The sequence below is a fragment of the Qipengyuania sp. genome (genome assembly GCF_048550555.1).
Taxonomy (GTDB): domain Bacteria; phylum Pseudomonadota; class Alphaproteobacteria; order Sphingomonadales; family Sphingomonadaceae; genus Qipengyuania.
Map to the genome: position 1 here is coordinate 1 of NZ_JBLYYF010000005.1, position 12,983 is coordinate 12,983.

Genomic DNA, 12,983 nt, shown 5'->3' on the forward strand with positions numbered 1-12,983 from the left:
AGAGGTCGAGCACGTCGATGAAATTGGTGCCGTTGACCGGGTCGCCGCCGATGCCGACCGCGGTGGTCTGGCCGAGGCCGACCATGGTGGTCTGGTGGACGGCTTCATAGGTCAGCGTGCCCGAGCGCGAGACCACGCCGACGCTGCCCTTCTTGAAGATGCTGCCCGGCATGATGCCGATCTTGCATTCGCCGGGGGTGAGGACGCCGGGGCAGTTCGGGCCGATCAGGCGCGACTTCGACCCCTGCAGCGCGCGCTTCACGCGGACCATGTCGAGCACGGGGATGCCCTCGGTGATCGCCACGATCAGTTCGACCTCGGCGTCGATCGCCTCGAGGATCGAGTCCGCGGCGAAGGGCGGCGGGACGTAGATGCACGAAGCGGTCGCGCCGGTTTCGGCCTTGGCTTCGGCGACGGTGTTGAACACCGGCAGGTCGATATGCGTGGTGCCGCCCTTGCCGGGGGTCACGCCCGCAACCATCTGCGTGCCATAGGCGAGCGCCTGCTGCGTGTGGAAGGTGCCGGTGTCGCCGGTCATCCCCTGGGTGATGACCTTGGTGTTCTTGTCGACGAGGATGCTCATTGAGTCTCTACTCCTGTTCGGTGGGATTCGCCGTTCAGGCGAGCGAGCTGTCGAGGCCCTTGCAGGCTTCGAGAAGTTCCTCGACCGCGTCGGTCGAGACCTTGAGGTTCTTGGCTTCTTCGTCCGAGAGCTCGATTTCGATCACTTCCTCGGTGCCGCCCGCGCCGATCACGGTCGGGACGCCGACATAGAGGCCGTCGAGGCCGTATTTGCCTTCGACATAGCTGGCGCAGGGCAGGATGCGCTTCTGGTCGCCGAGATAGGCCTCGGCCATGCTGATCGCGCTGGTGGCGGGCGCGTAATAGGCCGAGCCGTTGCCGAGCAGCTGAACGATTTCGCCGCCGCCCGCGCGGGTGCGCTTGACGATTTCGTCGATGCGGTCGGGCGAAACGCCCTTGATCTTGGCGTAGTCGTTGACCGGGATGCCGTTGATCGTGGTGTAGCTGGTGACGGGCACCATGGTGTCGCCATGGCCGCCGAGGACGAAGGCGTTGACGTCCTTCACCGAGCAGCCGAATTCCCAGGCGAGGAAGGTGGCGAAGCGCGCGCTGTCGAGCACGCCGGCCATGCCGACGACCTTGTTGTGAGGCAGGCCGCTGAATTCGCGCAGCGCCCAGACCATCGCGTCGAGCGGGTTGGTGATGCAGATCACGAAGGCGTCGGGGCAGTTGTTCTTGATGCCTTCGCCGACGGCCTTCATCACCTTGAGGTTGATGCCGAGCAAATCGTCGCGGCTCATGCCCGGCTTGCGCGGCACACCCGCGGTGACGATCACCACGTCGGCGCCGGCGATATCGGCATAGTCGTTGGTCCCGGTGATCTTGGCATCGAAGCCTTCGATCGGGCCGCATTGGCTGAGGTCGAGCGCCTTGCCTTGCGGCATGCCCTCGGCGATGTCGAACAGGACGATGTCGCCCATTTCCTTCTTCGCCGCGAGGTGTGCGAGCGTGCCGCCGATCATGCCGGCGCCGATAAGGGCGATCTTCTTGCGTGCCATGGGGGTAGGGTCCTTGTTCCTGCCGTGCGGGACAGTGATGATACCCGGACCGATAATGGGCCATGCATCAGGTGTCCCGCAAAGGAGGCACGGCGCCCGGTCGATTGCGAGAGGGGCACTAGGACGGTGCAGGGGTGAATGCAACCGCCAATGATCGGCGGCGCAAAACTATCTTTGCAAATGGTTCGCAATTTCAATAATGCGGTTTTTCGCCGCTGTCCAGTGCCCTTTGGATGCCGCGCCGAGGGTCAGGGAGCGGCGGCTCCGCTCCGGGGCCTCAGCGGGCCAGCAGATCCTCGATGGCAAGCGACCGTTCGAGCCGTTCGCCAAGGCGCCGGTCGAGCGAGCGGCAGATGCCGAGCCACCAGCGACAGGCGTCGCCGTCGCCGGCGAAATGGGCTTTCTCCGCCTGGAAGCGGGCAATTCCGGCCGCCGCCATGCCGTGCGTGGCGAATTGCCTCAGCGCGGCGCGCATCGTCGGATCGATGCCCGAACTCGGCACCACCCGCGGCGCATCGCCATTGTCGTTTGCGGGTCGACCGGGCGATTTTCGCGCCAGAACGCGGGCAATCGGAGAGGTTGCGGGGGTGCGGGCGGCGGCAAAACGGAGGGGCATGCCTGAAATCCTCTGGAAACGACCGGGGGTGACGGTGCTTCTAGCGAGGCCGCGCTAAGCTTCGGTGTTGCGACATGGTTGTGGAGCCGTAAAGGATAATTCGGCGGGCGAGCGGCTACTGCTTGCCCGGCTGGCTGATCCATTGGCCCGAATTGGCATATTCCTCGCGGATGCGGCCCGATTGCGGCAATTTGCCATTGGCGGGTGCAACTGCTGAGGCCGCCGCCCCGACCGGCGGATCGCCTGCGGGGCCGAGGCCGATCGCCTCGTTCGAGGGTGGGGCGGGGGCCACCGGCCCGGGCACATCGGCCTCGGCACGGCGCACGCTGGGCGCGGCAAGCGGTTCGCTGCCGGCATAGGCATCGGTGAAGGCGCCCGCGGTCCCCGCGCCGCCCTTCCAGCGATAGAAGCGGTGCGCGCCGATCGCGCCGATATAGTCGAGGCTCGCCGCCCAATAGGGATTGACGTAATTGGTGTGGTAATGCGTCGCCAGGCCGACCGGCTTGTAGACCTCGCCCGCCAGCGCCGCGAGCGCCACCGACTGTGCCACGGCCCAGCCGCGGCGCGAGGGCTTGCGGTTGAGCGAGCCGTCGCAGGTGAAGCTGAACTGGCAGCCGGTCTTGCGTTCCGAGCCCTGGAACACGACCCCGCAGACGCTCGCCGGATAGGCCGGATGGGCGACGCGGTTGAGCACCACCTGCGCCACCGCCTGCTGGCCCGAATAGCTCTCGCTCGCCGCCTCGTAATAGACCGCCATCGACAGGCATTGCAGCGCGCGTGCCTTGTCCAGCCCGCTGCCTGCCTGGCGGAAGGCCTGCGCCGCAGCGCCCGCGCCATGGCTCTCGGCGAACTCGACCGTCTCCAGCGTGCCTTCGCTCTCGCGCAGGTCGGCGAGGTCCATCGTCAGCCGCGGAGCATCCTCGAGATAGTAGAAGGCAGAGCCGGGGAAGCTCTCGCCCGCGGTCTCGAAGGGCATGGGCGCAAGCGCGACGCGTTCGTCCCCGAGCCCCAGCGCCCGCCCAAATTCGCCCCATTCGCCCTGCGCGGCGACCGTGGGCAGCGCCACCGCACCGGCGAGCAGCGCGCCGCGCGCGAGCAACTGACGCCGGTCGCGCTGACGCGCCTGGCGGCGCTGGACGCGCGGCGAGGGAGCGTGCGCTGCGCGCGGCGCCATCCCCCTGCTCGCTTGCATCCTGGCCAAATCGCTTCCTCGCATTGCTGCCCGAACATAGGCGTTTGCGCGCCATTGCGGTAGACGCGCGGACAGGCCATCCCGCTGCGGGACGACGTCCGACCCGATTCCTAGCATTGTAGAGCTTAACGAAGAGCGTCTTGTGCAATGCAAAAACCGGCGGTAGGTGGCATCGCGTGTCACGGGTTGGCCTGTTCGCGCAGGCCCGAAGAGGGAAGAGGGTGGAGACTTGTCTCCGTAGGCCCTCGCTGCCCCCGCAACTGTGACCGGGGAGCGATCCCGCCACAGGCCACTGGGTGCAAGCCCGGGAAGGCGGCGGGAGAGCGTCGATCCGGGAGCCAGGAGACCTGCCCATGACCGTCGTTCGGCCGCGGGCGGGGTGTACCGGTGGCAAACGCGGAAAGGCGCAATTCCGCCCTTTCCCGTCATGGACGGCACTTCGTCCATGATGGGAGGTTTTGTGCGTAAATATCTGTTTCTTGCTTCTGTTTCTCTGTTTTCCTCGGCGGCCTTTGCGCAGTCGGTGGAGGATGAGGATGCCGCGATCATTCTCGCCGATGCCACACGGCCGACGATTACCGTCACCGCCAATGGCCTGAGCACCAATGTCGAGAGCACCGGTCAGTCGGTTACCGTGGTCGATCGCGCTGAAATCGACGCGGTCCAGGGCGCCGATGCCGCGCGCGTGCTGCAACGTACTCCAGGACTTTCGCTCAGCCGCAGTGGCGGGGTCGGCGGCTTCACCGCGGTCAATATCCGCGGGGCCAATGCCGAACAGCTGCTGGTGCTGGTCGACGGGGTGCGCGTGGCCGATCCAGCTGCGCCCGGCGGCGGGTTCGACTTCGGCAATCTGCTGCTCGGCACGGCGGGCAAATTCGACATCCTCCGCGGGTCGAACAGCACCATCTGGGGCTCGGACGCGATCGGCGGGGTGATCGACATCTCGACCCGCGGGGAAACCGGCGCCAGCGGCAATGTCGAATATGGCGCGCGCGACACGCTCTTCGCCAGCGCCGCGGGCGGGCTCAGCGGCGAGGGCTACTACGCCGGCCTCACCGGCTCTTGGTACCGCACCGACGGTTTCTCGACCGCAGCCTCGGGCACCGAGCCCGACGGGTTTGAGCAGGTCGCGCTCGGCGGCCAGGTCTTCGTCGATGTCACCAGCAATCTCGAGGTCTTCGCGCATGCCAACTGGAGCGAGGGCGATCTCGACCTCGACGGCACCCCGCCGCCGACCTACGCCTTTGCCGACACGCTCGAGACGCAGAAGACCCGCCGCCACTCGGGCGATCTCGGTTTCGCCTTCTACGGCAACGACCTGACGCTGCGCGGCGCCTATAGTCTCTCTGACACCGAGCGCGACAATCTCGACGCGACCGGCGCGACGAGCTTCGCCTCCGACGGCCATTCGGAGCGCGTGGCGCTGCGCGGCGAATATCGCGCGATCGGCCCGGTCACCGTGGCCTTCGGCGCGGAGCAGGAATGGACCGATTACGCCGCGAGCTTCAGCCCGGCGGGCGAGGCCGACATCTTCGGCGCCTACGTCCAGCTGGGCTTCGTCATGGGCCGGTTCGCCGCGCATGTCGGTTCGCGGGTGGACGATCATTCGCTATTCGGCAGCAACGCCAGCTATGGCGCCGACCTGTCCTATGGTTTCGGCGGCGACTGGCGGCTGCGGGCGAGCCTGGGCGAGGGGTTCAAGGCGCCGACGCTGTTCCAGCTGCTGTCGGATTACGGCAACCCGTTGCTCCGGCCCGAGGAGAGCACCAGCTTCGACCTCGGCATCGAGAAGGGCGAGCGCGGGCGCGGCACGCATCTGGCGCTCACTGCGTTCCGCCGCGACAGCGAGGATTTGATTGGCTTCGTCTCCTGCTTCGGGGTGAGCGGCGGGATCTGCACCAATCGCCCCTTCGGCACCTACGACAACACCGCGCGTGCGCGGGCGCAGGGGATCGAGGCCGAGGCGGGATTCGATATCGCTCCGGGGCTGCGCCTCTCGGGCGTCTACAGCTTCGTCGATACCGAGGATCGCACCACCGGCCTCGATCTCGCGCGTCGCCCGCGCCACACGGCGACGCTCTTTGCCGATTACGAGGCGCCCTTCGGGCTCAAGCTCGGCACCGACCTGCGCCTCGTCGGCGCCAGCTTCGACGATGCCGGCAATGCGGTACGGCTCGACGGCTACGCGGTGCTCGACCTGCGCGCCGCCATGCCGCTGTCGGACGCGGTCGAGATCTACGGCCGGATCGAGAATGTCTTCGACGCCGACTACCGGAGCGTCGCGGGATACAATTCTCCCGGTCGCGGTGCCTTCGTCGGGGTGAGGGCGCGGATGTGAGGCGCCTGCTGCCCGCGCTGGCGCTGTTGCTCGCCGGATGTGCGGGCGGGGAGCCGGCGCGGGTCGGGGACAGTGAGCGCCCCACCATCGTCAGCCTCAACCCCTGCACCGACGCGGTGCTCGCCGAAGTCACCGCGCCGGGCCAGCTGCTGGCGATCTCGCATTACAGCAAGGATCCGCGCTCGAGCTCGATGGATGCGCGCACCGCCGCGCGCTTCGCCGCGACCGGCGGCACGGTCGAGGAAGTGCTCGCGCTCGATCCCGATCTGGTGGTGGCGGGGAGCTTCCTCGCGCCCGCCACGCGCGCCGCGCTGGAGGATATGGGCGTGGAGGTGGCGACTTTCGATATCGCGCGCGACGTTGCCTCGAGCGAGGCGCAGGTGCGCGAACTCGCCGAACTGACGGGTGATCCGGAGGCGGGCGAGGCGCTGGTGAAGCGGATCGAAGCCGCGCTCCACGATGCGGCACCAGGCTCGGGCGAGCCGGTCGAAGCTCTCCTGTGGCAGCCCGGCGGAATCGTCGCGGGCGAGCAGGAACTGGTCAGCGACCTGCTGCGCCGCACCGGCTTCGCCAATGTCGCGCCGGAACGGGGGCTGGGGCAAGCCGATTACGTTGCGCTCGAAGAACTGGTTGCCGCGCCGCCGCGCGTGCTGCTGGTCGCGGGCGGCGAGGTCGGCCAGCGCCATCCGGTGCTCGACCGCCTGCCGCGGATGCGCCGCGAGGCTTTCGACACCAGCCTGCTCTATTGCGGCGGGCCGACGATCATCCGCGCCGCCGAACGGCTGGCCGAAATCCGCGAGAAGGTATCGTGACGCGCGCAACGCCGATCCTCGCCGTGCTGCTGGCCATCGCGCTGCCGCTCTCGCTGCTTGCGGGCCGCGTCTGGCTCGATCCCGCGACCACGCCCAACGCGGCGCTGATCCTCGCCGATTTGCGCCTGCCGCGCGCGCTGCTCGCGGTGGTGGTCGGCGCCGGGCTCGGGGCGAGCGGCGCGGCGATGCAGGGCTATCTGCGCAATCCGCTCGCCGATCCGGGCCTGTTCGGGATCGCGCCGGGCGCGGCGCTCGGCGCGGTCGGCGCGCTGTGGTTCGGCTATGCCGCGGCGCCCTTCCTGCTGCCGCTGTTCGCGCTGATCGGCGCGGGCGGGGCGATGGCGCTGCTCGCGGCGATCGCGGGGCGCACCGGCGGGATCGCGCTGTTCACGCTCGCCGGGCTGATGGTCGCGAGCCTCGCCGGCGCGCTCACCGCGCTGGCGATCAGCCTCGCGCCCAACGCCTTCGCGATGAGCGAGATCGTGATGTGGCTCAACGGCGCGCTCACCGACCGCAGCTGGCGCGAGGTCTGGGTCGCCGCCCCGCTGGTTGCGCTCGGCGTCATGCTGCTCTGGCGCAGCGGGCGTGCGCTCGACGCGCTCACGCTGGGCGAGCCGGTCGCGCGCTCGCTCGGTGTCGATACGCACCGCCTGCTGTGGCTGCTCATCGCCGGTATCGGGCTCGCTGTCGGCGCAAGCGTGGCGGTGGCGGGGATCATCGGCTTCGTCGGACTGATCGTGCCGCATCTCGTGCGCCCGCTGACCGATCGCCGGCCGTCGCAACTGATCGTACCCAGCGCGCTCGCCGGGGCACTGCTCGTCCTCGTCGCCGACAGCGTGGTGCGCGTGCTCCCGCTGGTCACCGAATTGCGGCTGGGCATCGCGCTGAGCCTGCTCGGCGCGCCCTTCTTCCTGTGGCTGCTGCTGCGCCTGCGCCGGGGGCTCGCATGAGGCTGGCGGCGCAGGATCTGTCGATCGCCGGGCGGCTGGCGGCAGTGTCGCTCACGCTCGAACCCGGTTCGATCACCGCCATCTGCGGGCCAAACGGCGCGGGCAAGTCGACGCTGCTCGAAGCGCTCGCGGGCCTCCTGCCGCCCCATGACGGGAGCGTATCGCTCGGCGACCGGGACCTGCATTCGTCGCCCGCGAAAGAGCGCGCCCGCTGTCTCGGATACCTCCCGCAAGCGCATGAAATCGCGTGGGACGTCCCGGTGCGCAGCCTGGTCGAGCTGTGTCGCCTGCCGCATGGCGACCGGCGCGCCGAGCCGGTCGATGACGCTCTCGCCGCGCTCGACATCGCGCATCTTGCCGATCGCCGGGCGCAGTCGCTCTCTGGCGGCGAGACCGCGCGTGTCCTGCTCGCGCGGGTGCTGGCGGGCGAGCCGCGCTGGATCCTCGCCGACGAGCCGCTCGCCGCACTCGACATCGCGCACCAGCTCGCGCTGCTGCGACACCTGCGCAAGGCAGCGGAGGCCGGTGCCGGTGTGGTTCTCGTGCTCCACGATCTCGCGCATGCGATGAACCATGCCGATCGCGTGGTGGTGCTCGACGAGGGCCGCGTCGCCGCCGACGGCGCATGCGACAACGCGCTCGACCACCGGGTGATCGAGCGCGTCTGGAAAGTGCCGGTGCGGTGGATCGGCGAACCGGGCCACCGCGCCCTGGTCACTGGCTGATTATTCGGTCACGTCGGTGCCGGCATCGCCGACTGCGGAGGGGCCATCGTCCGATACTTCGCTGTCGGCCGCCTCGTCGCCGTCGACCAGGCCGCGGGCTTCGAGCATCGGGGTCACGTCGGGCGCGCGCCCGGCGAAGTCCTTGAACATCTCGAAATAGTCCATCGTGCCGCCCTGGCCGAGAACGGTGGCGCGGAAGTGGTCGCCATTGGCGCGCGTCAGCCCGCCGTTGTCGAGGAACCACTTGCGGCTGTCGCGATCGAGCATCTCGGTCCACAGATAGCTGTAATAGCCCGCCGAATAACCGGTCGGTCCGCTGAAGATGTGGTTGAAATAGGTGCTGCGATAGCGCGGCGGGACGAGGTCGATCTCGAGGCCGAGCTCTTCGAGCGACTGGCGCTCGAAGGCGTCGACCTTCTCCGGCGTGTCGATCGCGGCGGCTTCGTCCTTCGACAGCGCCGCCCACTTCATGTCGAGCAGCGCGGCCTCGACCACTTCGCCGAAGTCGTAGCCCTGGTTGAACTTCGAGGCGGCCTCGATCTTGTCGATCATCTCGGTCGGGATCGGCTCACCGGTCTTGTAGTGCTTGGCATAGTTGGCCAGCACTTCGGGATAGGTCGCCCAGATCTCGTTCACCTGGCTCGGATATTCGACGAAGTCGCGCGCGACGGCCGTCCCCGAGAGGCTCTCGTAGCGCTGGTCGGCGAAGAAGCCGTGGAGCGCGTGGCCGAATTCGTGGAACATCGTGTTGACGTTGTCGAAGCTGACCAGCTGCGTCTCGTCCGCGGGTGCCTTGGGAATGTTGAGCACGTTGTAGATCACCGGCTTGGTGCCCCACATGTCGCTCTGGTCGACGAAATTGCTCATCCACGCCCCGCCGCGCTTGGATTCGCGCTGGAAAGGATCGAAGTAGAACAGGCCGAGCTCGCTGCCGTCGCGGTCGTAGACGGTGTAGGTCCACACGTCGGGGTGATAGACCGGCAGATCGGTGCGGCGCTTGAAATTGAGCCCGTAGAGCTTGTTCGCGGCGTAGAACACGCCGTCCTCGAGCACCTTGTCGAGCTGGAAGTACTCGGCCACCGCGTCCTCGTCGAGGTCGTAGCGCTCGGCCTTGACCTTGTTGGCATAGCGGTACCAGTCCCACGGCTGGACTTCATAATTGCCGCCGTCCGCTGCGATCGCTTCGTTGAGCATCGCGGCCTCGCGCCGCTGCGTCGCGGCGAGCGCGGGGACCATGCGCTCCATGAAGCTCAGCGCCGTGGCGGGCTTTTCGGCCATCCTGTCCCACATCGCATAGCTCGCCCAGTCGGCTTCGCCGAACAGGGCAGCCTTTTCCGCGCGCAGTTCCGCGATTTTTGCGATCAGGGTGCGCGTGTCGATGTCGGTCGTGCCGTCGGCGCGGTGATAGCTCGCCTGGAACAGCTTCTCGCGCGCGGCGCGATTGCTCATGCTCGGCAACAGCGGCTGCTGGGTGGTGTTCTGCAGCGCGACGGCATATTTGCCGTCGAAGCCCTTCTCGGTGGCGAGGTCGGCGGCCGCCTTGATGTCGGAATCGGACAGGCCGGCAAGCTCTTCGGGGGTGTCGAAGATCACCGGCTGGTCGGCCATCGCAGCACGCGCGGCCTGGCCGAACTCGGTGGTGATTTCGGACAGTTCGGTGTTGATTTCCTTCACCCGCTCGCGCTGCGCATCGGTCAGCAGGGCACCGGCATGGACCATGCCTTCATAGGTGTCTTCGAGCAGCTTGGCGTCTTCGCGGGTCATGGTCATCGCGGCGCGCTGGTCATAGACCGCCTTCACCCGCGCGAAGAGCTCGGGATTGAGGGCAATGGCATCGCCATGCGCAGTCAGCTTGGGGCTCACCTCGGTGTTGATGTCGTCCAGCTTGTCGGTGGTGTTCGATCCGGTCAGCGCGAAGAAGACGCGAGCCACGCGGCCGAGCATGCGGCCCGACTTCTCGAGCGCGACGATGGTGTTCTCGAATGTCGGCGCGGCGGGATTGTTGACGATCGCGTCGATCTCCGCCTTCTGGATCGCCATGCCCTTCTCGAACGCCGGGAGATAGGCGTCTTCCGAGATCTTGGTGAAATCGGGTGCGTTGAACGGAAGTACGCTGTCGTTGGCGAAATAGGCGACTGCCTGGTCGAGCGACTGGCTGTCCTGCTTGCTCTGGGCCATGGCCGGGGTTCCCGTGAATGCGACAAGCGACAGTGCGGTTGCGGCGGTGGTGGCCAAAATGCGGGCCTTCATGCTTTTCCCCTCGTGTTCGTGTGGGTGCGCGCGGCGGACGCCGGGCGCAGGAATGCGATAATGGATGCGCGCTTGGACCGCTTCGCACGCCTAGGCAAGGACGTGCAAGTCGCCGGTCGGCGCAAGGGTGACGTTAGTCGAACGGGACCGGGTCGCCCTGGTTCCGCTCGGCCTGGTCGCGCGCCGCCTCGAGCGCTTCGTCGAGCGCCTGCCGGTTGACCGTCATCAGTCGCGGGCGGCCGCCACCCTGATCGACGACGAGCCACACCGCGCCGAGCTCGAAATAGCCACCCTGGTCCTTGGCCACGCTCATCCGCGACAGGTCGAGCCGCTGCAGCAGCGCGAGCATGGACGGGTCGAAGATCTCGTCGAACACCGCCTCCACCTCGGCGCGGTCCTCGATCTCGCGGCGCTCGCCCTGCGCGTCGATATAGAGCAGCGGCAGGCCGAGCTGCTCGAGCAGCCGGGCCTTGTTGCCGCTCTTCGCCGCCTCGCGCAGCGCGTGGATCGCGGTGTCGAACTGGCTCGCGCTGGTCCCGGTGGCGCAGGAAATGGCTCCGCCATCGACGAAATCGTGGTCGCGGTCGAAGCGCGCGTTGCGCTCCTTCTGGTCGGACCACACCAGCAGCAGGCAATCGTCCGGCTGCGGCTCCGCGACTGTCGGCGCTTCGGTGGGGTGTTCGGCGGGCGTTTCATCTGCGCGGGCGCAGCCGGCGACAAGGGGAGTGGAACAAGCGAGGAGGATGAGGGGAATGCGGGTCATGATACGGGTTCGAGCGGATAGCGCAGGACGGGCTCGTAAAGCGAGCCTCCCGGGTGCAGCGTGCTTTCGTAGAGGATATAGGAATCGACCGGCCACGGCCCCAGCCGCAGTGCTGCGGTACGGGCGAGAAACGGGCCGAGCGGCCCCGTCGCGCGGTTGAGCCGCGCCAGCGTGACATGCGGATGGTACTTGCGCGGCTCGGGCTCGAGCCTGGTGGCGATGCACAGCCTTTCGATACGCTGCTGCAATCGGGCCAGCGCAGGGGAGGGCGCAATGCCCGCCCAGAGCGTGTGCGCGTGGCCCTTGCGCTCGAAGATGCCGGTACCCTCGATCGCCAGCTCGAAACCCGGCGTGGCGGCGGCGCGCAGCCGTTCGCCGAGGTCGTCGGCGGTATGGCTGTCGACCTCGCCGATGTAGCGCAGCGTCAGGTGCAACTGGTCCTCGTCCTGCCAGCGCGCATGGTCGACGCCCTCCATCAGGTCGATCAGCGCATCGCGGATCGGTTCGGGTGGGCGGATGCCGACGAAAAGGCGGTGGGACATGGTCGATCGGCGCCGCTTCGCCGGCGCATGGCTAAAGGGTCAGGCTGCGTCGCGGCAAATTCTGTCGCGACCGTCGCGTTTCGCCTGATAGAGCGCATGGTCGGCGCGGTGCAAGGCATCGCAGACCTGTTCGCCGCGATAGATAGGCGAAATCCCGATCGAGGGCGTACCCAGCTTGGGCGGCAGGCCGATGGCGGCGGCGACGGCGCTCATCGCCAAGTGCAGCTGCGTGGCGATCCGGTCCGCCTCGTCATTGTCCGACACCGCGAGGAAGACGGCGAACTCTTCGCCGCCCAGACGCGCGGCGAAATGACCTTCGCCCTGCGATCCGGCCACGAAGTCGCCCAGCACCTGGGCCACGCCGATCAGTACCCGGTCGCCCGTCTCATGGCCGAAGCGATCATTGACCTGCTTGAAATTGTCGAGGTCGATCAGAAGCATGTGATGCTTTTCGCCCGGAGCCTCGAGGTGGATCTGCCGGTCGAACAGCGCGCGGCGGTTGAACAGCCCGGTGAGCGGATCGTGATCGGCGAAGAATTCGGCGCGTGCCAGTGCCTCCTCCAGCTCTTCGGACAGGCGCTGGTTCTCGACCAGCGTGTCGGCCGCGTCGAGCCGCTGGTGCGCGCTGCCGATGCTGAAGGTGCCGACACCCGTGGCGATGAAGGCCAGCCCGCCGAACAGCCAGACCGCCGTGTTCCACGGGGTCAGGGCGGCCGCGCCGAGGAAGGTCACCACGAACCCCGCGGCGAAGGGCAGGGCGATGCGCTTGATCGCCGCCGTGTTCGCCAGGATGAGCGAAACGCCGATGAAAACACCCGCCGTGACGATATAGGAGGCCGGGTGGAGATGGGGGCGGAGGAACACCGGAATGATCAGGCTGGCCCAGCTGACCCCGCCGAAGGCCGCCATGAGGGCGGCCGCGCGAAGCGGTATCGCGATGTCGGCGCCGGTCCGAAGGCGATTGCGGATCTTCTCATAGAGGAATGCATTGCCGATGATGGCGATCAGGCGCAGCAGCAGCGGGATCATGAAATCGCGGGCATTGGGCAGCCATTGGGCGGCCGCCACGATCAGCCCGCTGCCGATTACACCGGCGACGATCGAGCGGCTTTCGAGGTCGGCGACCGAGTGGACGAGCAGGCGCAGACGCTCGCGGCGCCACTGCGCGTCCCGCTCGCCGGCCTTCCGGCCCATGTCGCTCAATTCCCTCGTTGC

General features: G+C 67.9%; 12 protein-coding genes and 1 riboswitch. Of the genes, 4 read left to right on the forward strand and 8 right to left on the reverse strand.

The window, feature by feature from the left end:
* The 4 genes from ACN4E0_RS00370 to ACN4E0_RS00385 form a co-directional block, all read right to left on the reverse strand.
* Positions 1–583 (reverse strand): succinate--CoA ligase subunit alpha (locus ACN4E0_RS00370; protein ID WP_419564319.1); only part of this gene is annotated, 583 nt, incomplete at its 3' end.
* Between the two features lie 34 nt (positions 584–617).
* Positions 618–1,580: a malate dehydrogenase gene (mdh, locus tag ACN4E0_RS00375; protein WP_419564320.1), complete on the reverse strand. Its 963-nt coding sequence runs from the start codon at positions 1,578–1,580 to the stop codon at positions 618–620.
* A 277-nt stretch (positions 1,581–1,857) separates the two neighbouring features.
* Positions 1,858–2,196, reverse strand: coding sequence for a hypothetical protein (locus tag ACN4E0_RS00380; RefSeq protein ID WP_419564322.1), 339 nt, complete (start codon positions 2,194–2,196; stop codon positions 1,858–1,860).
* A 115-nt stretch (positions 2,197–2,311) separates the two neighbouring features.
* Complete coding sequence (locus ACN4E0_RS00385) at positions 2,312–3,370, reverse strand: cell wall hydrolase (protein WP_419564324.1); 1,059 nt, start codon at positions 3,368–3,370, stop codon at positions 2,312–2,314.
* Between the two features lie 184 nt (positions 3,371–3,554).
* Positions 3,555–3,758: riboswitch (cobalamin riboswitch) on the forward strand.
* 90 nt (positions 3,759–3,848) lie between these two features.
* On the opposite strand from ACN4E0_RS00385, the gene ACN4E0_RS00390 reads away from it, so the two are divergent.
* From ACN4E0_RS00390 to ACN4E0_RS00405, 4 genes are read left to right on the forward strand one after another with little or no spacing between them, the layout of a single operon-like run.
* A complete protein-coding gene (locus ACN4E0_RS00390) occupies positions 3,849–5,726 on the forward strand; it encodes a TonB-dependent receptor plug domain-containing protein (protein ID WP_419564326.1) in 1,878 nt (625 codons plus the stop codon).
* Entirely contained in the window at positions 5,723–6,538 is an 816-nt protein-coding gene (locus ACN4E0_RS00395; protein WP_419564328.1) for an ABC transporter substrate-binding protein, read from the forward strand. The genes ACN4E0_RS00390 and ACN4E0_RS00395 overlap by 4 nt, the downstream gene beginning before the upstream one ends.
* Positions 6,535–7,488, forward strand: coding sequence for a FecCD family ABC transporter permease (locus tag ACN4E0_RS00400; RefSeq protein WP_419564329.1), 954 nt, complete (start codon positions 6,535–6,537; stop codon positions 7,486–7,488). Before ACN4E0_RS00395 ends, ACN4E0_RS00400 begins: the two co-directional genes overlap by 4 nt.
* Complete coding sequence (locus tag ACN4E0_RS00405) at positions 7,485–8,213, forward strand: ABC transporter ATP-binding protein (protein WP_419564331.1); 729 nt, start codon at positions 7,485–7,487, stop codon at positions 8,211–8,213. Before ACN4E0_RS00400 ends, ACN4E0_RS00405 begins: the two co-directional genes overlap by 4 nt.
* Here ACN4E0_RS00405 and ACN4E0_RS00410 read toward each other — a convergent pair whose 3' ends face one another.
* From ACN4E0_RS00410 to ACN4E0_RS00425, 4 genes are all read right to left on the reverse strand, one after another.
* On the reverse strand, positions 8,214–10,391 hold the full coding sequence (locus ACN4E0_RS00410) for a M3 family metallopeptidase (RefSeq protein ID WP_419564333.1): 2,178 nt from the start codon (positions 10,389–10,391) through the stop codon (positions 8,214–8,216).
* A gap of 205 nt (positions 10,392–10,596) precedes the next feature.
* A complete protein-coding gene (locus tag ACN4E0_RS00415; protein WP_419564335.1) occupies positions 10,597–11,226 on the reverse strand; it encodes a hypothetical protein in 630 nt (209 codons plus the stop codon).
* Entirely contained in the window at positions 11,223–11,768 is a 546-nt protein-coding gene (gene thpR / locus ACN4E0_RS00420; protein WP_419564337.1) for an RNA 2',3'-cyclic phosphodiesterase, read from the reverse strand. Before thpR ends, ACN4E0_RS00415 begins: the two co-directional genes overlap by 4 nt.
* A 39-nt stretch (positions 11,769–11,807) precedes the next feature.
* Complete coding sequence (locus ACN4E0_RS00425; RefSeq protein WP_419564339.1) at positions 11,808–12,962, reverse strand: diguanylate cyclase domain-containing protein; 1,155 nt, start codon at positions 12,960–12,962, stop codon at positions 11,808–11,810.
* Positions 12,963–12,983: the final 21 nt, after the last annotated feature.

Bases quoted from the DNA above. Each gene is read 5' to 3' on its own strand.
- mdh (WP_419564320.1), bottom strand. From the start codon at position 1,580: ATGGCACGCAAGAAGATCGCCCTTATCGGCGCCGGCATGATCGGCGGC.
- ACN4E0_RS00380 (WP_419564322.1), bottom strand. From the start codon at position 2,196: ATGCCCCTCCGTTTTGCCGCCGCCCGCACCCCCGCAACCTCTCCGATT.
- ACN4E0_RS00385 (WP_419564324.1), bottom strand. From the start codon at position 3,370: ATGGCGCCGCGCGCAGCGCACGCTCCCTCGCCGCGCGTCCAGCGCCGC.
- ACN4E0_RS00405 (WP_419564331.1), top strand. From the start codon at position 7,485: ATGAGGCTGGCGGCGCAGGATCTGTCGATCGCCGGGCGGCTGGCGGCA.
- ACN4E0_RS00410 (WP_419564333.1), bottom strand. From the start codon at position 10,391: ATGGCCCAGAGCAAGCAGGACAGCCAGTCGCTCGACCAGGCAGTCGCC.
- ACN4E0_RS00415 (WP_419564335.1), bottom strand. From the start codon at position 11,226: ATGACCCGCATTCCCCTCATCCTCCTCGCTTGTTCCACTCCCCTTGTC.
- thpR (WP_419564337.1), bottom strand. From the start codon at position 11,768: ATGTCCCACCGCCTTTTCGTCGGCATCCGCCCACCCGAACCGATCCGC.
- ACN4E0_RS00425 (WP_419564339.1), bottom strand. From the start codon at position 12,962: ATGGGCCGGAAGGCCGGCGAGCGGGACGCGCAGTGGCGCCGCGAGCGT.